Below are 23,048 nucleotides of genomic sequence, written 5' to 3' on the forward strand. Positions count from 1 at the left end.
CACAAGATGACTTTCAAGGAATTAAAACAAACTAGATTTTGGAAAATCTTGACTAACAAATATGTGCTTATCAGCATCATATTTTTGGTTTGGATACTATTTTTAGATGCTAGTGCATGGTTGACTTCTCACAGAGAACTGGACCAGCAAATAGCCGAAAAAGAGCAAAATGTAGAATTCTACAAACGTGGAATCGCTCACGATCAAGAGAAAATTAGATCACTTAAAGACAGCGCAGGCATAGAGAAATTTGCCCGTGAACGCTATTTGATGAAAAGAGAAAATGAAGAAGTGTTTATCATACAGCATGCTGATTCCCTAAAAAAAGAAAACGATGAGTAAGCGACTTTTTGAAGATTTTGAACCAGTGTCTGAAGCTGCATGGAAACAAAAAATCCAAATGGATTTAAAAGGTGCCGATTATAATGACACCTTAATCACAAAAACTGCTGCTGGAATAGACATTAAACCTATTTATCATAGTGATAGTGCTCCGCAACTGGATATTCCCGCAAGATCAACAGATAGTTGGTACATTTCTCAAAAAATCTATGCCGGTAATGCCGCAGCGGCAAACAAAAAAGCAAAAGATATTCTTGCTCGTGGTAGTGAAGGTGTACTCTTTGTAATACCGAGTAATGATATAGACCCAGCGGTGCTTCTTGCAGATCTACCAGAACACGGCATACAGATCCATCCACAATTTATGGATCTAGATTATGTAAAAAAAGTTCATGCTTTAAATCCTAAAGCTTATGTACATCTGGATATAATTCATCAGTTAGCTAGTGATGGAAATTGGTTTAGCAGCGGTAAATCAGATCATAAAAATTACGCAGATTTTATAACGTCATTTCACGGTTTCTTTTCTCAATTTACTGTAAACACAAGTTTATATCAAAACGCTGGTGCCACGATTACTCAAGAACTAGGCTATTATGCCGCACATTTGAATGAGTATTTGAATCATTACTGTGATACGAGTAAAGAGCATGATGAGGTTGTTTATAACGCTTTCAAGGAGCGCGGCGACGAAGAAGTTCACACTGAGCGCAGTCGAAGTGCGAAAGCGGACAAAAGAATCAACATAGACACAGCAATAGGTAGCAATTACTTCATGGAAGTAGCAAAATACAGAGCTTATCGCTTAATAACCAAAGCTGTAGGTGACATATATGGATTAGATTTAGGTTGTTACATTACAGCGAGTCCTAGCTTGCGTAATAAATCATTGCTAGATTACAATGTGAACTTGTTGCGCACGACTACAGAATGCATGAGTGCCGTTTTAGGCGGAGCAGACACTGTATATAACCTACCATATGATGCGTTTTTCAATAAAGAAAATGAATTTGGCGATCGCATAGCTCGCAACCAACTACGTATCTTAAAAGATGAAGCATACCTAGGCAAAATCAATAACGCTGCCGATGGTTCCTACTACATCGACACGCTAACTAAACAGCTTACTGAAAAAGCGCTAGAACTATTTAAAATTATAGAAAACGCTGGCGGTTTTGTTCAATCACTATTTGATAGTACCATACAGCGCAAGATTAAAGAAAGTGCCGCACAAGAATTAAGTGACATCGCAGCTCAAAAGAAAATCCTCGTAGGTGTCAACAAATACCCAAATGGAGACTTGCCACTGCAAAAGGAATATGAATTATTTCCATTTGTAAAAGCAAATCCACGTAAGACGTTGATCTCTCCTATTGTTCCTTCAAGAATTGCAGAGTCGATTGAAAAAGCACAGATGTCATGAAAAGAAAAGATATATCTAACATAAAAGCAGATTTCAATTTCTCTTCTTCTCAAAAAGCAGATTTACCGGCTTACGAAACGTCGGAAGGAATTGATATTAAAAAATATTATTCTAAAGATGATATTGCAGATTTAGAACACCTAAATTATGTCGCTGGAATAGCGCCTAATCTACGTGGTCCCTACTCTACTATGTATGTGCGACGTCCATGGACTGTGCGTCAATATGCTGGATTCTCTAGTGCAACAGAATCCAATGCTTTTTACAGACGTAATCTTGCCGCTGGGCAAAAAGGATTATCCGTAGCATTTGATTTGGCAACACATCGTGGTTATGATTCTGACCATGAACGTGTGGTTGGTGACGTAGGAAAAGCTGGAGTTGCCATTGATAGTGTTGAGGACATGAAAGTTCTTTTTGATGGGATTCCGCTTGATAAGATGTCGGTTTCTATGACCATGAATGGTGCTGTATTACCTATAATGGCGTTTTATATTGTAGCCGCTATGGAACAAGGTGTTGATCCAGCTCTACTGAGTGGTACGATACAAAATGATATTTTAAAGGAGTTCATGGTGAGGAATACTTATATCTATCCGCCATCTCCTAGTATGCAGATCATCTCTGATATCTTTGAATACACCAGTAAACACATGCCTAAGTTCAACTCGATATCCATATCAGGATATCACATGTATGAAGCTGGAGCCACCAGTGACATTGAACTAGCCTACACACTAGCTGACGGACTTGAATATGTACGCAAAGGTCTAGCCGCCGGAATGGACATCGACACCTTTGCACCTAGATTGTCCTTTTTCTGGGCTATAGGAATGAATCATTTTATGGAAATTGCCAAAATGCGTGCGGCACGTATGTTATGGGCAAAACTCATTAAACAGTTCCATCCTAAAAATGCGAAGTCACTAGCTTTAAGAACGCATTGCCAGACATCGGGTTGGTCGCTAACCGAGCAAGATCCGTTTAACAATGTAGCGCGTACGACTATTGAAGCGGCTGCGGCGGCTTTTGGTGGAACACAAAGTTTACATACTAATGCACTTGATGAAGCAATTGCGTTGCCTACGGACTTCAGCGCACGTATAGCTAGAAATACACAATTGTATTTACAAGACGAAACTGGAATTACTAAAACGGTAGATCCATGGGCTGGTTCTTATTACGTAGAATCACTTACAGATCAGATTGCTCATAAGGCTTGGGAACTCATTGAAGAAGTTGAAGAACTAGGTGGAATGACCAAAGCCATAGAAGCAGGAATTCCTAAAATGAGAATCGAGGAAGCTGCTGCAAAGAAGCAGGCACGCATAGATTCTGGAATCGACACCATCGTAGGAGTTAATAAATACCCTAGTCCCGATGAAGATCATATCGATACACTGGAAGTTGATAATGCTGCGGTACGTATAGAGCAAGTCAACCGATTAAAAGAAATAAGAGCAACAAGAAATACTGAAAAGGTTCAAAAAGCGCTTGAAAACTTAACGGATTGTGCAAAAAATAAAAATGGAAACTTACTCGAACTTGCTGTGATTGCTGCACAACAACATGCGACACTCGGTGAAATATCAGATGCACTTGAATCTGTTTATGGAAGATACCGAGCAACCATTAAAAGTGTTCAAGGAGTTTATAAAAAAGAAATTATGAATGATCCTGCTTTCGCGAAAGCGCAACAACTAGCCGACCAATTTGCTAAAAAAGAAGGTCGCCGTCCTAGAATCATGATTGCCAAAATGGGACAAGATGGACATGATCGTGGAGCAAAAGTAGTTGCTACGGGCTATGCCGATGTAGGTTTTGATGTAGACATAGGTCCATTATTTCAAACACCAGCCGAAGCTGCAAAACAAGCCGTTGAAAATGATGTGCATGTTTTAGGTGTAAGCTCTTTAGCTGCAGGACATAAAACACTAGTTCCTCAAGTAATGGATGAACTTAAAAAGTATGGTCGCGAAGATATTATGATAGTTGTAGGTGGCGTGATTCCACGTAAAGATTACCAGTTTTTATTTGACGCAGGAGTAGTAGCTGTATTCGGTCCTGGAACTAAAATCAGTGAAGCAGCGATTGATATTTTAGGATTGTTAATGGGTGAGTAAGTTATTTTGTAATCACATCAGTCCCAAGAAACTGATCATCCTTATTGTAATACCATTGACGCACTCTAGGCATATTAATCTCATTCACTTGATGATTCTCAGTTAGTAGAATATACTCGCCACTATTCTTATCAATAGCACCGTTTTTATCCTTTTTATAGAACTGGTAAATCTCCATTTTATAGGTCGTTGGGTCAAAGTAAAAATACCACACATCACTACCTACGTTTTCATCATACATGACTTCAAGAACTAAGTATTCTTTTCCTTTGAAAGTTTTATGTTCTATTTGATCGGTAATGATAGTTCCTGGATCTTTTAACTTCATAGGTAAACCGTAGAGATAAGTGTAATAGTTTTTCATCAATACGGCTCTATCCCATTCTTTATCAGTAGTTTCAAACTTTTTGTTCAAGTTTTTTAAATCTACTTTTACTACAGTCACTTCTTTTCCTACTACACGACTTTCAGTCATTACACTATCACGCATAGTGATGAGTTCAAATGTTTGAGTCGGTAGATTAATTGAAATATCACTAACACGTTCCGATTGATCAGGAGTTTTCATAGTGACCTGTAGATCACCAACAAATTGCGACCAGTGCCCATTAGGATCATGATGCTCAATAGCTTTGTCAAGTAATTGCTCACCCGTTAATTGCTGAGCTTGAACCGTAATTGTAACTAATAAGAATAATAAAGTTAAGAATCTCATGTATGTTATTTTATGAAAAGACTAATTTAGAACTTAATAATGATACTATGGTTTTGTTAATGGCCCATTCTGGAATTGATATATGGACGGTGCTCTATATCTATCTTATTTTCATTGGTGCTCCTATCATTATAGGATTCATCGGATATTTAACATGGAACAAGAACAAAACAATTAGTAAATTACTTTATTTAATAGCTTTGATGTATCTGCTGACTTTGTTTTTCTCGGTGATGGTGTGGTAATAAAAAATCCCAAAAGCCGTAACTCCTGGGATTCATTTTATTTTAAACTTAAACTTAAGTTTAATTACTCCTTATGCATAAACGCTTGTTTAGCTCTTAAAGTTGCTTCGTCTTCTACGTGACTGTCGTCTGGAACACAACAATCTACTGGGCATACTGCTGCACATTGTGGCTCTTCATGAAAACCTACACATTCCGTACACTTATCTGGAACTATATAGTAAAACTCGTCACTTACCGGTTCTTGGGTTAAGTTTGAATCTACCTCTTTACCATTAGGTAAAACCACATTTCCATCTAGATCTGTACCATCTGCATAGCGCCAGTCGTCTGCTGCTTCATAGATTGCGGTATTAGGACACTCAGGTTCACAAGCACCGCAGTTAATACATTCGTCTGTTATGATGATTGCCATAGCTGTTTTCTTTACTTTTGTGCAAAAATAATGCCCATTGAACTCACTGGCAATTAATACCACGTTAAATGATAGGATTTCCGCTTTCGCGAAAGCGGGAAAACTACTTTCCTCCTACTTAAAAAAGGAGCAAACCGATGCTAACACCATTATCGAGGCTGCTTTCTATAGAGCACAGTCCAAAAACTCTTGGTTTACAGATGAGAACTTGAACCACGCACTCGAGCAATGGTCGCAAGCACTTAGCCACCAAGCTCTTGAAGAATGGACTAAACCATATCATTTAGAAAATATATCACCTAAAGTAGTCGCAATAATCACGGCTGGAAACCTACCACTAGTAGGATTTCACGATGTTTTATCTGTTATTATAACTGGTCACCATGCGATGATTAAAAATAGCGGTAATGATGACGTCTTGACACCTTTATTACTACGGCTTGCCACTGACGAATTGCCAGAACTCTCACAATCCTACAGTTATAACGACGGAATGCTCAAAGGATTTGACGCTGTAATCGCAACGGGAAGTAATAATACGGCGCGTTATTTTGAGTATTACTTTGGAACAAAGCCTCACATCATTCGTAAGAATCGTAACAGTATTGCGGTATTAACAGGAACTGAAACTCTTAAGCACATGGAAGCTTTGAGTGAAGATGTGTTCCGCTATTTCGGGTTAGGTTGCCGTAGTGTGAGTCATTTAATGGTTCCTCGAGGTTATAACTTTGACCTCTTTTTCAACGGAATGTTTGTTCAAAAGGAATTGATCAAAAACGAAAAATACCTCAATAACTACGATTATAATAAGGCCGTTTATTTAATGAGTGATTTTGACTTACTAGATAACGAGTTTTTATTAATCAAGGAAGAGAATGACAGCTACACTTCACCTATCGCTGCTTTAGGCTATAGTTATTATGATGATATAAAAGACGTAGCAAATCAACTCAAAACAGACGCTGATAAACTTCAATGCATCGTCGCGCAAGGTGATGCTGCACAGATTATCAAATCGCAATTAGGTGAATTATCAGCTCCTGCTGTTGTAAATTTTGGAACTACACAATGTCCATTATTAAACGATTATGCAGATGGTGTGGATACGGTTGATTTCCTGTTGACATTATCTTAATCATTTCCTGAATTCCTGACTTTGTTTGTTATGATAAATTGCATTTTTGTAATTATTATAAATAAACAGCTATGCGCATCCATAATTTTTCGGCAGGACCATGTATTTTACCTCAAGAAGTATTTCAAAAAGCTTCTCAGGCAGTTATAGACTTTAATGGTCTTAGCATTCTAGAAATATCACACCGTAGTAAAGACTTTGTTGCGGTAATGGAAAAAGCCCAATCACTAGCTCTAGAACATTTAGGACTGACTGATAAAGGTTACAAAGCATTATTTCTAGGTGGTGGAGCAAGCATGCAGTTTTTAATGACTGCTTATAACCTACTCGAGAAAAAAGCAGCATATTTAAACACAGGAACTTGGTCAGATAAGGCTATTAAAGAAGCTAAAGCATTTGGCGAAGTTGTAGAAGTAGCTTCTTCTAAAGATGCTAACTTTAACTATATTCCAAAAGGCTATACCGTTCCTAGCGATGCAGATTATTTTCATATCACAACTAACAATACCATTTTTGGTACACAATTAAAGGAGATTCCTAATGTAAATATTCCTCTAGTATGTGATATGAGTAGTGATATATTTTCGCGTCAGTTAGATTTTTCAAAATTTGATCTGATTTATGCAGGTGCTCAAAAGAATATGGGACCAGCTGGTGCAACTCTTGTAGTTGTTAAAGAAGACTTGCTAGGTAAAGTAACACGTCATATTCCATCTATGCTTAATTATAAAACACACATAAGCAAAGATTCTATGTTCAACACACCACCAGTATTCCCTATTTATGTAAGCATGTTAACACTAGACTGGTTAAAAAACAATGGCGGAATCGCAGCTATTGAAAAAGTGAATAATGAGAAAGCGGCACTCATTTATAACGAGATAGACCGCAATGAATTATTTACAGGATTTGCAGCCGTAGAAGATCGCTCTAACATGAACGCCACATTCTCGTTAAAAGATGAAGCTCATAAAGCTGCATTTGATCAATTATGGAACGCAGCAAATATAAGTGGACTTAATGGTCATCGCTCTGTCGGTGGTTACAGAGCAAGTATGTACAACGCATTACCATTAGAAAGTGTTCAAGCACTTGTAAATGCAATGCAGGAATTAGAGAAGAAAGCGTAGAGAATTTGAATTCCGCATTTCGAGAGCACTTCGACAAGCTCAGCAACCACCTCAATGCTCGCTCACGTTATGCGAGGTCTGAGGATCTCGAAGACCGGATATATGAACCGAAACCTTTTCCCCAACCTTAAATGGTTAGGTTTCTAAAAAGAAATGATCATCAGTTTTCGCACCCTTTAGGGTTGGGGAACGAAAACAAATAGAATATCGCATTTCGAGAGCCTCAATGCTCGGTAGAATGTATTGAGATCTGAGAAACTCGGATGTATAATAATAAAATAGAATTAACAGTTAAATAATAACTGACAACAGATAACTAAAGTATTATGAGTAAAAAAGTATTAGCAAATGATGGCGTTTCACAAAGCGGAATAGATAAACTAACTGCTGCAGGATATGAAGTAATTACTACAAACGTGGCTCAAGACCAACTAGAGAGTTATATCAACAAGCATGAAATTGCTGTGCTATTAGTACGTTCTGCGACTACGGCTCGTAAGGAACTTATAGATAATTGCCCAAGTCTTAAAGTAATAGGTCGTGGCGGCGTAGGAATGGATAATATCGATGTGGAATATGCACGTGAAAAAGGCTTGAAAGTCATCAACACGCCAGCAGCAAGTAGCGCAAGTGTTGCAGAATTAGTGTTTGCACACCTTTATGGTGGAGTTCGTTTTCTATATGACAGTAACCGTAACATGCCACTAGAAGGAGATTCTAACTTTAAAGGTTTGAAAAAACAATATGCCAAAGGATCTGAACTGCGTGGAAAGACTTTAGGAATTATTGGAATAGGCCGTATAGGTCAGGAAGTTGCAAAAATTGCGGCTGGTGTAGGAATGAAAGTTGTTGCACATGATTCATTTGCAAACTCTGCTCCTACTATTTCATGGGATTTATTTGATGGACAGACAATTTCAGTTGAAATTCCATTAGTGAGTAAAGATGACTTATTATCACAATCTGACTTTGTGACATTGCATGTTCCTGCTCAAAAGGATTACGTAATTAGCGAATTAGAATTCAACCAAATGAAAAAAGGAGCTGCTATAATAAATGCTGCTCGTGGTGGAGTAATAGATGAAGTTGCCTTAGTAAACGCTTTAGAATCAGAGCATATTTCATTTGCTGCTTTAGATACTTTTGAAAAAGAACCAAAGCCAGAAATGGTGTTGCTCATGAACTCAAATCTTTCACTAAGTCCACACATCGGTGCGGCGACTAATGAGGCTCAAGACCGTATAGGTACTGAACTTGCAGATCAGATTATTGAAATATTGGGTTAGAAATAGAATTAACTCTTTAAAAGCCGAGAACTCAATCTCGGCTTTTTTATGTTTGATAATCTCGCTTTCGCGAAAGCGTAACAACTACACACTATTACTATCTTTGCAATCCAATAACGACCCATGGACAATAACGATATTTTAAGAAGATTACGATTTACACTCAACTTGAGTGATGACGCGATGATTGATACTTATGCCAAAGGTGGCGCACCAGTAACGCGTGCAGAGGTAAGCGACTGGCTCAAAAAAGAAGAAGATGAAGACTTTAAAGAAGTTGTAGATGTGAATCTAGCTACTTTTTTAAATGGTGTGATCGTAAATTATCGTGGTAAAAAAGACGGAATGATACCAGAAGCCGAGATGGAACTGGATAACAACATCATTCTACGCAAGCTTAAAATCGCCTTTAATTTCAAGTCTGACGAGTTGATTTACATATGGAAAAAAGCAGATGTCGAAATTAGTGAAACAGAACTGAGCGCATTTTTCAGAAAGAAAACACATGCAAAGTATAAGTATCTTAACGATCAGTACCTGCGTAAATTCTTAAAAGGATTCCAGATACAGCGTAAAACCCAACGTGAAAAAGAGGAACGCAGAAACTCTTTTAAGAAGTAGGATTAAATATAGATAAATTCAAAAAAACTAAAAAGCCGATACATCACAAATGTATCGGCTTTTTAATATGATTTTTAAAATTCTATTCTTCTCTTTTCTTCTTCTTGAACAACTTCTTCTCATTAATATAAGCTGGAATTCCTATCGCTGCTACAAAGAGTAAAAAGTAACCTACATAATGTAAGGATAATACTTGATCACCACTTGCATAACTATGCAGTCCTGACAAGTAAAAGTTCACACCAAAATAAGTCATAAGAATCGACAAGAAAGCAAGGATAGACCATAAATTATAAGTCCATCTACTTTTCAATCCAGGAACTAAACGCAAGTGCAAAACGATAGCATAAACGAATATGCTTATTAATGCCCAAGTCTCTTTAGGATCCCAGCCCCAGTAGCGTCCCCAACTTTCATTTGCCCACATTCCACCTAAGAAATTACCTATGGTAAGCATGATCAATCCTATTGTCACTGCTGCTTCATTGATGTAAGTAAGCTGCTTGATGTTTAAATCCATGCGCTTCTTATTCTTTTCGTTTGCAAAAATCATCAATATGAATGTGATGATTCCTAAAATCATGGCAAGAGCAAATGGTCCATAACTAGCAACTATTACAGCTACGTGAATCATTAACCAGTAACTATCCAGTACTGGTTGAATATTTGCCACACTAGGATCTAACCAGTTCAAATGTGCTACCCATAAAACAATGGCGACTACAAATGCCGCTGCAGCCATAGTTAACTCACTTTTGCGACCTAGCAACACACCAAACAACATGAGCGCCCAAGCTACATAAAGCAAAGACTCATAAGCATCTGACCATGGAGCGTGACCACTTATATACCATCTTAATCCTAGCCCTATCATGTGCGCTATAAAAAGTACTATAATCACGATTTTATGAAATTGAATCGCATAACGCAATTCCTTCATAGGCTTAGTAAGTAATATCTCAGCGACCAATAAGATGATTAAGAATACTCCAAACCATCCATACCACATATATAGATTCTTGAAGATGTCGTACTTATTATAGAGAATTTCTGCCTTAATTTTATTTTCACTAGGCATTACTTGTTCACCATAAGACTTTTGGAAACGATTTAAACTTGCAAGTACTTGATCTGCTTCGCTATAATCACCTTTTGCCTTACCATATCTCAAGGTTTGTAAATAAGCTGGAATGAACTGCTTAGTTAAAACGGAATCTGTTGCCTTAAAACCTGCCTCATTGAGCTCAGGATAAGAATACCATTTGTTCCCAGGATCGTTAGGCTTAGGGAATATTCTAATCATGGAACTAGAAACTACCTGATCTAGTAATCCTAAATTTGAATTTACATCTATAAAACTCTTCTGGAAGGCATTCTTTTGATCAGACTGATTTGCTTCGTCTAGATATGGTGCTAGTTTAAAACCTATAAACTCACCATCTGGAGATTTGAAAAAGTCCATTCCAGCAGCATATTTTCTAGAACGATCTATTCCTAAAATATCTCTAATAGAATCATTACCTCTTTTTAATTTAATTAATGGCACTTCATACCACAGATTACCAAACTGCATCATACTTAGCAGCGTCTGCTCTGGTGATAATCGCACGACACTATCTCCTACATGAGCTTCATAATAATCTCTTTCTGAGATCTTACGCAGAAGTTCTGATGCTAGTGTACTTGCCGGCTTCATACGACCATTATCTTGTATGATTACTTCACCAAACTTTGCCGCTTGTTCTTGCGGAATCATATTTGCCACAATAATACTGTCTAAACGAGAAACTGGAGTTTGAATAAGTTTAGTTCGAACAGGTTCTTGAGAATCTACCGATGACTGCACAACAGCTTGTTCTTGATGATCACTTGGTGCATGATCATGACCTTCATGACCATCTTGAGCTATTGCAAATGAACTCATGAAAAGGACTAGAATAGCAGTCATCATTTTTGCTTTTCTCTTATTTACACGAGTAATCAATCTTCCTAATTCACCAAAACGCGTATTTGGATCAAACAACAAAGCGAGCATAGCTAGATACAATAGATAGTAACCAGCATAAGTGACCGTTTTACCCCAAAAATCGTGATTTACAGATAGGTGTGTTCCTAATTCATCGGGATCAAATCCAGCTTGAAAAAAGCGATAACTTTCCTTATCAAGTACATTATTCATATAAATACGTTCTGGAGTACTACCTGTACTATCTGTTACAATTACTTTGCTTTCAAACGCTGCATATGCTTTCTCGGTTCCAGGATGTTTGTCGGCAATAAAATCTTCTAGAGTGATAGAAAATGGAATTTCTCTCATAATAGATCCATACTTAACGTACATTTTAACTCCATTAATATCTACATCTACATAATCTTTAATAATTCCTTTTCCTCCTAACAGTTCTATTTGCTCACTTTCCTCACCCGATGTTACCGTTGCTTTTATTCCATAAGCTTTTGCACCAGTAGGCTCTGGAGATTTGATAATTCCTACGGTTCCTGCAGTAATAGGCTCTGGAATTACAAATTGCATATTCCCAATCGTATATAAAGAACGTAAGTTCAACGGCTGTATGCTGTCTTTAAAAACCTCGCCTTCCATACGATCTGCCATGCGCATGAACTGACCTTCAAATGGAGTTTGGATCGTGTAACCGTTCCAGTTCTCTACGATGTTGATCACATCTTCAGCCGCAGCAAGTTCTGGATCTAGATTCACCCCAAAAAGTGTGTTATGAATAAGCGCCTTCTCGCCATCTTTTAATAAATGGTCATGTCGAGTACCTTGACCAGCCTCAACTATTTTTAAATAACGATCTTTACCATCTTCACTAGGAATCAATCCTTCAACCGCATCATATATTAACGTGTCGATCTTTATAGAAATGTCCTTATCATAAAACTTCTCATTAAGAGTGTAATCATAATCATAAGGAGTAATGAGCATTTTGTCTTTTACTTCCCGCTGCATTTCCTGACCATCAGGACTCATTCCTTGCATAATCACGCTCATGTAAGTCTCGTCTGAGTAAAAAGAATTTTCAGTTTCTCCTTCACGGATCAGCATCATTCCTTCATAAGAAATATAGCGAGTAATTCCAGCACCTATAATGATAAGAATCCAGGACAAGTGCATAGTTAGCGTTGCCCATTTTTTCCACTGCAGCAATTGATATCGCTTAATATTTCCTATAAAATTGAGAACTAGTAAAAACATTATACCGCTGAACCACCAGGCATTATAAACCCATTTCTTAGAAGTAGGCGTGTCATAAATATGCTCAATCCACGTTCCTATCGCCATGCTAATCGCAAATGCTAATAGCAAAAAAGTCATGGTTCTAGTAGAGATAAGTAACTTGACAATCCAGTGATCTTTCATAGCGCTGTTTTACAGTTTGCAAAGATACTTTACAAAACCCGTTTCACCTAGCTTGTAGGTCGTCCTGCAGTTCGTATTTTTACAACATGATTGAGATTATTGTCATAGGCACCGGCAACTTAGGGTATCACTTGTGTAAAGCAATTGAAAATCAGAAGGATGCGCTTTTAAATGTTGATAATTCAGCTTTCGCGAAAGCAGATAACAACAACGTTAAAAATACCCTAAAATTAGTAGGCTATTACAACTTATCTGCTCGTGAAATTCCAGAATTTAAAGCACCACTACTCTACTCAATTGATGAGCTTCCTAAAGCGGATCTCATCATCATCGCCACACCAGACGATTTCATTAAAGAGGTAAGTGATTCTATAAAGAATGATGCTGTGGTAGTTCATACCAGTGGTAGTGTAGCTATGGATGCCGTTTCAAGACATAAAAACCATGGGGTTTTCTACATTCCGCAAAGTTTTAGTAAGTCTAGAGCTATGGTATTTGATCATCTACCTATCTGTATTGAGTTTAATAATACGGTAACTCAACATGTACTGGAAGATTTAGGAAACACGCTTTCGCGAAAACTAACACATCTCAATTCTCAACAGCGTGGCCGATTGCATATTGCAGCCGTTTACATGAATAATTTTGTAAATCATTGCTACACAAAGGCCGATGAGATTTTACAGGAATCGCAAATTGATGCGTCTCTATTATATCCATTGATGAATGAAACGCTCGCCAAGGCACAGGATTTAAGTCCGCTGGCGGCACAAACTGGTCCAGCACGTCGCAACGATGAGCAGACTATTGCAAGACATCTCAACTCTTTAAAAACCAATGATCGTGCTATGTATGATGCGATTACTCAATCTATTAAAAACACTTATGGCAACTAGTTATAAAGAATTATTACATGAAATTACTACGTTCATATTTGATGTAGATGGAGTTCTCACAGACGGCAGAATGCTCATTTCTGAAAGTGGTGAACTGCTCAGAACCATGAATGCAAAAGATGGATATGCTATTAAAACTGCTCTTAATCAAGGATTTAAAGTATGCATCATCACCGGCGGACGTAATCAAGGTGTTAAGACACGACTGAATGGTCTAGGTGTTAAAGATGTCTTTCTAGATGCTCATGATAAAATGGAAATACTCCATGAATATGTTACAAAACACGATTTAAAACCTTCTCAATTGCTCTACATGGGTGATGATATGCCCGACGTGGAAGCTATAGAATTTGTAGGTTTAGGAACTTGTCCACAAGACGCGATTGCTGAGGTGAAAGCCGTAAGTGATTACATTTCACATAAAAATGGTGGCGATTGCTGTGTACGTGATGTGATAGAACAAGTACTAAAAGTGCAAGGGAAATGGCACGTTGCTGGTGGAAAGAATACGCAGTCGAGTTAAATAATTTGGTGATTAGTTAATGAATCAATTTGGTGATAGAATATTTGAATTATGAACCTTGAACTTTAAACCATAAACTTTGAACTTTTAATTAATGCTCACATTCTTTAAACTCATACGCTGGCCTAATGTATTGATGACCATTCTCACCCAATTAGTAATCGTGTATGCGATTCTTATTCCGTCAGGTGTAGATATGGCACTGAGCTGGTGGCAACTCTCGTTACTTATAATATCTACCGCATTACTAACTGCTGGTGGAAACGTCATTAACGACATTCAAGACGTAGTAATTGATACCATTAATAAGCCTGAAAAAGTACTGGTCGGTAAATCCATTTCAGAAAACAGTGCATTTACTATTTATGCCGTGCTTACCGTAATAGCCGTTATTGCTGGATTTATATTAGCAAACAGCCTTGACAAACCTATTATGGCTACAGTGTTTGTATTTGTAGCTTTTCTTTTATATATCTATGCAACTACGCTTAAAAGTATGTTGCTGGTTGGAAACATAGTCATCTCACTATTAGTAGGTTTAGTAATTATGATCACTGGGATCTTTGAATTATATCCAGTCATTACACCAGTGAATCAAGGTGCACAACAGACCATGTTGAAAATACTATTTGACTTTGCAGTTGGTGCTTTTTTAATCAATCTAGCTCGTGAATGGGTAAAAGATTGTGAAGATATTAATGGTGACCATGCTGGTGGTAGGAATACGCTGGCGATTGCCATAGGCAGAATAAGAGCTGCTCGAGTGGTAAGTGTATTTTTATTTGGCGTTATTGGATTATTAGTTTGGTACGTCTATAACTACCTGTATCAAAACCAGATCGCACTATTCTACTTTGTATTTATCATCATCGCTCCATTAATGTATGTGATGTTGCGACTTTGGAGCTCAGAAAAAACAGCTCAGTTTCATTTGTTAAGCACTATTCTAAAGGTAGTATTACTTACAGGAATATGCTCCATGGCAGTCATTGCTCTAACCATATAATCATGCTACAAGAAAAATTTAAGAACACTGAAATCATTCTCGCTTCACAATCTCCTAGAAGACAAGAGCTTTTAAAAGGACTTGATATAGATTTTAGAATAGAAACCAGACCAGTAGATGAAGTATATTCATCCGATTTAAAAGCAGCACAAATCACAGATTATCTCGCTGTTTTAAAAGCTAGTGCTTTTAAAAACGATTTAAAAGACAACCAACTTTTAATCACGAGTGATACCATAGTATGGTTCAAAAACGCACCACTTGAAAAACCTAAAAACGACCAACACGCCATTGATATGATTACTTCTATGAGTGGTCAGGTTCATGAAGTGTTTACATCAGTTTGCTTTACTTCAACTACGCAACAAACCGTCATTAACGATTGCACTAAAGTTCATTTTGCTAATCTAACTCCAGAAGAGGTAGAATACTACGTAAAAACCTACCAACCTATGGACAAAGCTGGAGCTTATGGAGTTCAAGACTGGCTAGGCTATGCTGCTGTTAAGAAACTTGAAGGTTGTTATTATAATGTGATGGGATTACCGTTGCCTAAGGTGTATGGGTTTTTGAAGAATATGTAAGACATGATGAAAAAGATTATCCCTATTATTTTAATTGTTTCATTGGCTTTTGGAACCTTGTTCTATTTGTCTGATATCTCTTTTCAGTTAGAAATGTTTAATTGGAAATTATGGCTTGTAGAAGTGTTGTTTATGTTGGTTATTGGAGCTTTGGGAGGATTTGTAGTTTATAGACATGGCAAGCGAAGTAATAAAGAATAAAAAAACATAATTAAATCTATAGTTTACTCAGTCAAAACGCTTGTTTACTCATTCGACCTTTACCAAACAAGATTAGAATTCTAATTTGTCCTCATGAAAAAAGTACTTTTTAGTTTGATTTTCTTTCTGCTATGCGCGATTCAACTTTCAGCGTCCAATGAGCTACCTAGAGGTATTTACTATGGAATGGTTACAGATAGTTTAGCTCAAAATCATTATATAGAAATAATAAATGACTCTACCATAAAATTAAGCTCCATAAATCTTCACATGCGGTTCCAATTTGAGGAAAATTTAAAATTCAAGTTTGAAGGTAGAATTCTTAAAATCCATAAAAGCCAAAGTGATATAGAAACACTACGTCATTATGGTTTACAACACTTTTCAAAACTAAATGAAATCATTATAGCTGATAAAGTACTTTTAAACAAAGAATACCAAGTAATTTATATTCCCATCAAGTATTGCGAAAAAAGCAACTATACCACTTACATAATTGATGGTAAAGAGTATCTGCAAAAAAATGCTCGCTCAAATTCCTATGGTTTAGTAAAAAAACGACACAAGATTAATCGTAAATTAAAGAGAAAACTAAAACATATAGAATCGGATTTAGATGATTACGAAATCAAAGTTTATAAAGGTTATAACGCTTATCTCAAATTCGGAATAGATAAAGTTAGCGGTGTAATCGAATTAATCAAAAAAACTCACTAAACAAAAAAAATCCACCTAACGGTGGATTTTTTTTTCCTAGAAACTAACCTAGGAAATATTATAAATGCTTTCTAATTAAAACATCTCACGACCTGAGAAATGGAAAGCTCCTTCTATAGCAGCATTCTCATCGCTATCACTACCGTGAACAGCATTTTCTCCCATACTCGTTGCATATAACTGACGGATGGTTCCTTCAGCAGCATCTGCTGGGTTTGTAGCTCCTATAAGTGTACGGAAATCTGCAACTGCGTTTTCTTTCTCAAGAATAGCCGCAACGATAGGTCCACGAGTCATAAATTCTACTAACTCACCAAAGAATGGACGCTCGTTGTGAACGGCATAAAATGTCTCAGCATCTGCTTGAGTCATTTGAGTTAATTTCAAAGCTACGATTTTAAAACCGCTCGCTGTAATCTTTTCAAGTATAGCACCGATGTGTCCGTTCTCAACGCCATCAGGCTTAATCATTGTAAATGTTCTGTTAGTTGCCATTTTTCTGTTTTTAAAATGCGGTGCAAAAGTACTGCTTAAAGTCGATTGTAACATTAAAAGTTACATTGTTTTTTAAGTGAGTATCAAATATGTAATCAAACTACTATAATGATAGACCGCTAAGCTGCCTAAGTCAACACTTTTATTAGACTCCAAGCTCCAAGCTCCAAACTCCAAACTCCAAACTCCAAACTCCAAACTCCAAACTCTAAACTCTAAACTCTAAACTCTATGATCTGTGCTCTAAATCTTAAATCAAAAATCGCAAATCAAAAATCGTTAATCATCAATCGTTAATCTCAAATCGTTAATCATCAATCGTTAATCAGGCTGCTATTACTTACTTTTGCAACCATGGATAAAACTCAAATTCAAGAGCTCAAAAATCAACTGAGCACTCCACAAAATATAGTGATTGTACCACATCGCAATCCCGATGGTGATGCCATAGGTTCTACCACAGCACTTTATGGATATCTCAATCAGCTAGATCATAATTGTAAAATCATATCGCCTAACGACTTTCCCGATTTCCTGAAATGGTTACCGTTCACAAATGATATCATGATTTATGAAAAAGAGAAAGCCGCAGCAAACGAATTGATAAAAGCCGCAGATCTTATTTTTATCCTCGACCAAAACGCCTTTCATCGCGCTGGCGATATGGAAGAAATCCTTACTGCGACTCAAACTACTTATGTAATGATCGATCATCATCAACAACCCGATGATTTTGCAACCTATATGTATAGCGATACATCTATGAGTTCCACCTGTGAGATGATTTATCATTTCATGGATATGATGGAGCATACCGATTTGATCACTCCAGACATGGCAGCATCTATGTACACTGGGATCATTACAGATACGGGAAACTTTAAATACCGTTCTACCACGAGCACCACACTTAGAGTTGCCGCACAATTAAAAGATAAAGGTGCAGACAGTGAAGCGATTAATCGTAATATATATGATGTCAACACGCCATCACGCATGAAGTTACTAGGCGTTGCATTGAACAACCTACAAATATTACCAGAATACAAAACAGCTTATATCACGATAAGTCAGCAAGAACTTAATGATAACAACTTTAAAAAAGGCGATACTGAAGGTTTTGTAAACTATGGTTTAAGTCTGCAAGGAATTGTGTTTGCACTTATTTTCATAGAGAATAAAGATGATGGAATAATTAAGATTTCATTACGTTCTAAAGGTGATTTTGACGTGAATTTACTTGCTCGTGAACACTTCCACGGTGGTGGTCATAAAAATGCTGCTGGTGGACGTTCTGATCTTAATATGAAAGCTACAGAGCAAAAATTAATTAGTATCTTGCCTTCTTATGAAAAAGCACTTAGCGACACCATTGTTTAATAGCATAATAGTTCTATTAATCCTATTTACAGCTAGTTGCAAAGCTCCAGAGCCGCGTAAACCAGTAAGCCGTAACACCAGTTCTACTACAGAAATTTCTATTGAGAACAATAAAAAAATCTATGCTGCAGAGGAAGCTGCTATAGAAAAAGTCATTGCAGGACTCGATCAAAAATTTGAACGCTCCACAAATGGATTCTACTATTCTTTTACTAAAAAAGATTCTGTAAAAGGAAAAACACCTGTTTTTGGTGATCGTGTGACTTTTGAATACAACGTCATTGCGCTTAATGGAGATACCATATATAATAAGGAAGAACTTTCTCCTATCACTAAAAGTATGGAACAGGAATATGGAATCTTCCGTGGTATGCGAGATGCTTTGAAGTTAATGCAGGTTGATGAAGAGGCTACATTCTACTTTCCATCTTACACTGGATATGGCTATTATGGCGATCAAGACCGTATAGGAACTAACGTTGCGTTTAAAAGTGACGTTAAATTACTAGGTATAAATTTAGAAGAATAATTCTTATCATTGCGCTTTCGCGAAAGCGTATAAAAACAACTTAAATTTTTAAAAATTAGAATAATGAAAAAAGTACACGGAATACTTTTATTACTTGCTGTAATCCTTACAGGAGCTTCATGTGAAGAAGACAAATATAAAGACGCTCCAGACGGAATCTATGCAGAAATTGTTACGGACAAAGGAACCATGTTTGCTGAGTTATACTATGAGGCAACGCCATTAACGGTTGCAAATTATGTAGCACTTGCCGAAGGTAATCACCCTACTCTAGCTGTAGATAGTTTAAAAGGTAAGCCATATTATGATGGTTTGTTATTTCACAGAGTAATGAAAGGATTCATGATTCAAGGTGGAGATTTTTCAGGAACTGGATCTGGTAACGTAGGTTATAAGTTTGATCAAGAAATCGTTGACTCTTTAAAGCACGATGAAAAAGGTGTGCTTTCTATGGCAAACGCTGGTCCTAATACAAATGGAGCACAATTCTTTATAATGGATAAAGCAACTCCATCACTAGATGGCAAGTATAACGTATTTGGAAAAGTAGTTGAAGGACTTGCAGTTATCGATTCTATCGCAGCCATTCCTGTAAATGCTCAAGCAAACCACAGACCACTTGAAGAAGTTAAGATGCAAACGATACGCATTATCAGAAAAGGTAAAGCGGCAAAAAAATGGGATGCTGTAAAGACTTTTACAAGTATTCAAGAAGAAAAAGCAGCTGCAGCTGAGAAAGCAGCAGTACTTGCAGCAGAAAGACAAGCTCAAGCTGCAGACATGGTAGCAAAAAAAGCAGCACAATTAGCAGAATGGAGATCAAAAGCAACTAAGTTATCTGATAGCGATGTGATGGTTTATAAACTTGAAGAAGGTAGCGGTGTTAAGCCAGCACTAGGTTCTCAAATTAAAATAGATTATGCTGGATTCTTTAAAGACGGTAATTTATTTGACACTAGTAATGTAGATACCGCACAGATTTATGGCAACTATAACGTACGTAAAGACCAAGCAGGTGCATATCAAGCTATTCCAGTAAAGTATGATCCTGCAACTCCTATGGGAGCGGTAGGTTTCAAACATGCTTACTTAACTATGAACTATGGTGATAAGATTGTAGCATTTGTACCATCTGACTTAGGATATGGTGAGCGCGGTGCTGGAAATGTAATTCCACCCAATGCTGAACTTATTTTTGAAATGGAAGTATTACCACAAGAGTAAACTTCATTTTATATAGAATTAAAAAGCGCCTGGTTGGGCGCTTTTTTTGTTGCGTTTTTTTTGAGTATCGTCATAGCGAGCGCAGCTTGGCAAACTGTAATTCGTTTTCAAAACAGTAGTTTACTTTGTAGCTATCGCTACTCGTTATGACGGATTGAAAAAGCTAAATACTGCTTAAAATCATCTGTGTTTTCAATCACTCCTGATTTAATTGTTGACAAAGTTATAATCAAATCTGTCCTTAGTGCATTCCTCTCACTACGTAAACATCACTCGTCGGATGCAGGTTCTAAGGCGAGGAGCTTTTACAAAGTAGAATCTAAAAAGCTCCTTGCCTCAGATGAGGAAAGGTGGGCAAATTGGAGTTTACGGAAATTTGGTCGGAAAGGTTGAATACACGATTTTTTACTTAACAACAACAGCTATTTAAATTGAAAAAAAAGCCTTTCTCTATTAAGTAAAGAAAGGCTCTTGTATATCAAATAAAAGTAAGGAATCAAGCCTTAGGAATATCCTTAAGAATCTCAAGTAAGTACTTCCAGAATTTCTGAACCGATGGAATTTCCACATGCTCATCTGGACTGTGTGCACCACGTATGTTAGGACCGAATGATATCATGTCTAATCCTGGATAACGTTCTCCTAGAATACCGCATTCTAATCCTGCGTGACATGCCACTACTCTAGGTGAATGGTTGAATAACGTTTCGTATTTAGCTTTGGCAATATCAAGGATCTCACTATCTGTGTTAGGTTGCCATCCTGGATAGTGACCAGAAAGCTTTACTTCCATACCAGCAAGTTTCATCACACCACTTATGGATGAGGCAAGATCTGTTTTAGAACTTTCTACAGATGATCTTGTTAAACAAGCGATTTGTAATGCTCCGTTTTCTAGCGTGATACGAGCTAGATTGTTAGATGTTTCTACAAGACCAGCAATGTCTGGACTCATGCGATAAACTCCATGATGAATTCCTAGTAATGTAAATACTAAGTGACGACTATCTGTAGCAGTAAGTGCAAGTTTTGCAGCTGTTGTTTCTGTTAATGTGATGTCTAGATTTACTTCTAGCGATTTATACTCATCATGGATTGCTTCTTTACAACGATTAAATTTATCCATAATCGCATCAGTCTTTTTAAAACTGATGATGGTATTTGCCTCACGTGGTAAAGCGTTACGTAAACTACCACCATGAATACTTTCTATATGAACGTCGCCAGCTTTTTGCATAGCATCGAGCAAACGAGTCATCATTTTATTTGCATTTCCTAGACCTTTAATGATATCCATTCCACTATGTCCACCATTCAAGCCTTTTACAGTAAGCACACAAGTTGTGTAATCAAAGGAAACGTTTTCTAAATCATAATTTTTAGTTGCTGTAATATCTACTCCACCAGCACAACCTATATCAATCTCATCATCTTCTTCAGTGTCTAGGTTTAAAAGAATAGTTCCTGATAAAATGGTTTTATCAAGTTCCTTTGCTCCAGTCATTCCGGTTTCCTCGTCGATAGTAAACAACGCTTCAATAGCTGGATGTGCAACATCACTTGAAGAAAGTACAGACATGATTGCCGCTACTCCTATTCCATTATCTGCTCCTAGAGTTGTTCCATGAGCACCTATGATATCTCCATCCACATACATGTCGATTCCTTGAGTTAAGAAATCAAATTCTGTATCGTTATTTTTTTGATGCACCATATCTATATGCGATTGCATTATGATGGTTTTACGATTTTCCATTCCAGGACTCGCAGATTTTTTAATAATCACATTTCCTATCGCATCTTCCACTACTTCAAAACCTAGCTTTTTACCAAAATCTACCATAAAAGCACGTACACGTTCTTCCTTTTTTGAAGGTCGTGGTACAGCGTTTAAATCGGCAAAATGATTCCAAAGCACTTGTGGTTCTTGATTTCTTACTTCTTGTGACATAGTTATTTTAATTTGGTTTGCTAAGATAAGATAGGACAACGGCTTCACCATTTGAATTCCCTTATTTTTCCTAACAATTCTTATCTTGCCTTCATGAAATTAAAACAGAAAATACTTCTTGCATTAGTTGCTAGTTTAACGCTAGGTCTCGCACCTTTCCGTCCAGAGCCACATCTTTGGGGAAAACTCAAATGGATTGCTGGCGGCGGCGATGGTATGGAATTAATGGATTATTGGGATACTTTCATGCACGGTGCGCCTTGGGTTGCGTTGATTTATTTTATAATAATTTTTGTGGTTGGGAAGTTGCAACGAAGTAACAAGGTGGAATAAGAAGTTTCCGCATCAAGTGCGGAAATTCAAGGTTTTAATGAGATGCGTTTTTTTAACCTTTCTGACCAAAGCGTGCTATCACGCACTTTGCCCACCGATGCATTCCTCTCGCTACGTAAACTTCGCTCGTCGGATGCAATATCTAAGGAAAGGAGCTTTTTTATTCTACTATTTGAGAGCTCCTCGCCTTAGAAAAGGCGAGGACAGATGATCCTTTGCTTGACAAAGGAGTATCAGGAGTGGTTGAAAATACGATTGGATTATAGGAACGTCATACGTGTTTTCAACCTTTCCGACCAAAGCTTGCTATCGCAAACTTTGCCCACCGATGCATTCCTCTCGCTACGTAAACTTCGCTCGTCGGATGCAATATCTAAGGAAAGGAGCTTTTT

General features: G+C 37.2%; 22 protein-coding genes. 17 read left to right on the forward strand and 5 right to left on the reverse strand.

Annotation, left to right across the window (positions count from 1 at the left end; genetic code table 11):
- The first annotated feature begins 6 nt into the window (after nucleotides 1-6).
- The 3 genes from ACSHWW_RS12910 to scpA are packed head-to-tail and all read left to right on the forward strand — an operon-like array spanning nucleotide 7 to nucleotide 3,888.
- Nucleotides 7-342 (forward strand): FtsB family cell division protein, encoded by a 336-nt coding sequence (locus ACSHWW_RS12910; protein WP_435682878.1) that lies wholly within the window; start codon nucleotides 7-9, stop codon nucleotides 340-342.
- Nucleotides 335-1,765: a methylmalonyl-CoA mutase subunit beta gene (locus tag ACSHWW_RS12915; protein WP_435682879.1), complete on the forward strand. Its 1,431-nt coding sequence runs from the start codon at nucleotides 335-337 to the stop codon at nucleotides 1,763-1,765. Before ACSHWW_RS12910 ends, ACSHWW_RS12915 begins: the two co-directional genes overlap by 8 nt.
- Complete coding sequence (scpA, locus tag ACSHWW_RS12920) at nucleotides 1,762-3,888, forward strand: methylmalonyl-CoA mutase (RefSeq protein WP_435682880.1); 2,127 nt, start codon at nucleotides 1,762-1,764, stop codon at nucleotides 3,886-3,888. Before ACSHWW_RS12915 ends, scpA begins: the two co-directional genes overlap by 4 nt.
- Nucleotide 3,889: 1 nt before the next feature.
- Here scpA and ACSHWW_RS12925 read toward each other — a convergent pair whose 3' ends face one another.
- Nucleotides 3,890-4,603, reverse strand: coding sequence for a DUF6503 family protein (locus ACSHWW_RS12925; RefSeq protein WP_435682881.1), 714 nt, complete (start codon nucleotides 4,601-4,603; stop codon nucleotides 3,890-3,892).
- A 309-nt stretch (nucleotides 4,604-4,912) separates the two neighbouring features.
- Complete coding sequence (locus ACSHWW_RS12930) at nucleotides 4,913-5,263, reverse strand: 4Fe-4S dicluster domain-containing protein (RefSeq protein WP_435682882.1); 351 nt, start codon at nucleotides 5,261-5,263, stop codon at nucleotides 4,913-4,915.
- Nucleotides 5,264-5,300: 37 nt separating this feature from the next.
- Here ACSHWW_RS12930 and ACSHWW_RS12935 point away from each other — a divergent pair, with 37 nt between their 5' ends.
- The 4 genes from ACSHWW_RS12935 to ACSHWW_RS12950 all read left to right on the forward strand — a co-directional run bounded on the left by ACSHWW_RS12935 (nucleotide 5,301) and on the right by ACSHWW_RS12950 (nucleotide 9,435).
- Nucleotides 5,301-6,398, forward strand: coding sequence for an acyl-CoA reductase (locus ACSHWW_RS12935; RefSeq protein WP_435682883.1), 1,098 nt, complete (start codon nucleotides 5,301-5,303; stop codon nucleotides 6,396-6,398).
- A gap of 71 nt (nucleotides 6,399-6,469) precedes the next feature.
- On the forward strand, nucleotides 6,470-7,528 hold the full coding sequence (gene serC / locus ACSHWW_RS12940) for a 3-phosphoserine/phosphohydroxythreonine transaminase (RefSeq protein WP_435682884.1): 1,059 nt from the start codon (nucleotides 6,470-6,472) through the stop codon (nucleotides 7,526-7,528).
- Between the two features lie 326 nt (nucleotides 7,529-7,854).
- Entirely contained in the window at nucleotides 7,855-8,814 is a 960-nt protein-coding gene (locus tag ACSHWW_RS12945; RefSeq protein WP_435682885.1) for a D-2-hydroxyacid dehydrogenase, read from the forward strand.
- A gap of 123 nt (nucleotides 8,815-8,937) precedes the next feature.
- The gene (locus tag ACSHWW_RS12950; RefSeq protein WP_435682886.1) at nucleotides 8,938-9,435 is read left to right on the forward strand and encodes a DUF1456 family protein; all 498 of its coding nucleotides are present in this window, start codon (nucleotides 8,938-8,940) and stop codon (nucleotides 9,433-9,435) included.
- A gap of 82 nt (nucleotides 9,436-9,517) precedes the next feature.
- On the opposite strand, the gene ccsA is transcribed toward ACSHWW_RS12950, so the two are convergent.
- Nucleotides 9,518-12,817: a cytochrome c biogenesis protein CcsA gene (gene ccsA, locus ACSHWW_RS12955; RefSeq protein ID WP_435682887.1), complete on the reverse strand. Its 3,300-nt coding sequence runs from the start codon at nucleotides 12,815-12,817 to the stop codon at nucleotides 9,518-9,520.
- An 86-nt stretch (nucleotides 12,818-12,903) separates the two neighbouring features.
- Here ccsA and ACSHWW_RS12960 point away from each other — a divergent pair, with 86 nt between their 5' ends.
- From ACSHWW_RS12960 to ACSHWW_RS12985, 6 genes are all read left to right on the forward strand, one after another.
- A complete protein-coding gene (locus tag ACSHWW_RS12960) occupies nucleotides 12,904-13,713 on the forward strand; it encodes a Rossmann-like and DUF2520 domain-containing protein (protein WP_435682888.1) in 810 nt (269 codons plus the stop codon).
- Nucleotides 13,703-14,236, forward strand: a complete 534-nt coding sequence (locus ACSHWW_RS12965) for a KdsC family phosphatase (protein ID WP_435682889.1) — start codon at nucleotides 13,703-13,705, stop codon at nucleotides 14,234-14,236. The genes ACSHWW_RS12960 and ACSHWW_RS12965 overlap by 11 nt, the downstream gene beginning before the upstream one ends.
- 94 nt (nucleotides 14,237-14,330) lie before the next feature.
- A complete protein-coding gene (locus ACSHWW_RS12970) occupies nucleotides 14,331-15,242 on the forward strand; it encodes a geranylgeranylglycerol-phosphate geranylgeranyltransferase (RefSeq protein WP_435682890.1) in 912 nt (303 codons plus the stop codon).
- Between the two features lie 2 nt (nucleotides 15,243-15,244).
- Nucleotides 15,245-15,826 carry a Maf family nucleotide pyrophosphatase gene (locus ACSHWW_RS12975; RefSeq protein WP_435682891.1) on the forward strand — a complete coding sequence of 194 codons (582 nt, stop codon included), beginning with the start codon at nucleotides 15,245-15,247 and terminating at the stop codon, nucleotides 15,824-15,826.
- A 6-nt stretch (nucleotides 15,827-15,832) separates the two neighbouring features.
- Complete coding sequence (locus ACSHWW_RS12980; protein WP_435682892.1) at nucleotides 15,833-16,027, forward strand: hypothetical protein; 195 nt, start codon at nucleotides 15,833-15,835, stop codon at nucleotides 16,025-16,027.
- A gap of 93 nt (nucleotides 16,028-16,120) precedes the next feature.
- On the forward strand, nucleotides 16,121-16,744 hold the full coding sequence (locus tag ACSHWW_RS12985; RefSeq protein ID WP_435682893.1) for a hypothetical protein: 624 nt from the start codon (nucleotides 16,121-16,123) through the stop codon (nucleotides 16,742-16,744).
- 75 nt (nucleotides 16,745-16,819) lie between these two features.
- Here the strand turns inward: ACSHWW_RS12985 and ACSHWW_RS12990 are convergent, their stop codons facing one another.
- Complete coding sequence (locus tag ACSHWW_RS12990) at nucleotides 16,820-17,239, reverse strand: nucleoside-diphosphate kinase (RefSeq protein WP_435682894.1); 420 nt, start codon at nucleotides 17,237-17,239, stop codon at nucleotides 16,820-16,822.
- A 354-nt stretch (nucleotides 17,240-17,593) separates the two neighbouring features.
- Here ACSHWW_RS12990 and ACSHWW_RS12995 point away from each other — a divergent pair, with 354 nt between their 5' ends.
- From ACSHWW_RS12995 to ACSHWW_RS13005, 3 genes are all read left to right on the forward strand, one after another.
- Nucleotides 17,594-18,619, forward strand: coding sequence for a DHH family phosphoesterase (locus tag ACSHWW_RS12995; protein WP_435682895.1), 1,026 nt, complete (start codon nucleotides 17,594-17,596; stop codon nucleotides 18,617-18,619).
- A complete protein-coding gene (gene gldI, locus ACSHWW_RS13000; protein WP_435682896.1) occupies nucleotides 18,588-19,148 on the forward strand; it encodes a gliding motility-associated peptidyl-prolyl isomerase GldI in 561 nt (186 codons plus the stop codon). Before ACSHWW_RS12995 ends, gldI begins: the two co-directional genes overlap by 32 nt.
- 63 nt (nucleotides 19,149-19,211) lie before the next feature.
- Nucleotides 19,212-20,372: a peptidylprolyl isomerase gene (locus ACSHWW_RS13005; RefSeq protein WP_435682897.1), complete on the forward strand. Its 1,161-nt coding sequence runs from the start codon at nucleotides 19,212-19,214 to the stop codon at nucleotides 20,370-20,372.
- Between the two features lie 496 nt (nucleotides 20,373-20,868).
- Here ACSHWW_RS13005 and ACSHWW_RS13010 read toward each other — a convergent pair whose 3' ends face one another.
- On the reverse strand, nucleotides 20,869-22,323 hold the full coding sequence (locus tag ACSHWW_RS13010; RefSeq protein ID WP_435682898.1) for an aminoacyl-histidine dipeptidase: 1,455 nt from the start codon (nucleotides 22,321-22,323) through the stop codon (nucleotides 20,869-20,871).
- Nucleotides 22,324-22,416: 93 nt separating this feature from the next.
- On the opposite strand from ACSHWW_RS13010, the gene ACSHWW_RS13015 reads away from it, so the two are divergent.
- Nucleotides 22,417-22,656 (forward strand): hypothetical protein, encoded by a 240-nt coding sequence (locus ACSHWW_RS13015; RefSeq protein WP_435682899.1) that lies wholly within the window; start codon nucleotides 22,417-22,419, stop codon nucleotides 22,654-22,656.
- Nucleotides 22,657-23,048: the final 392 nt, after the last annotated feature.

It is taken from the genome of Nonlabens sp. (genome assembly GCF_051251825.1).
GTDB lineage: Bacteria > Bacteroidota > Bacteroidia > Flavobacteriales > Flavobacteriaceae > Nonlabens.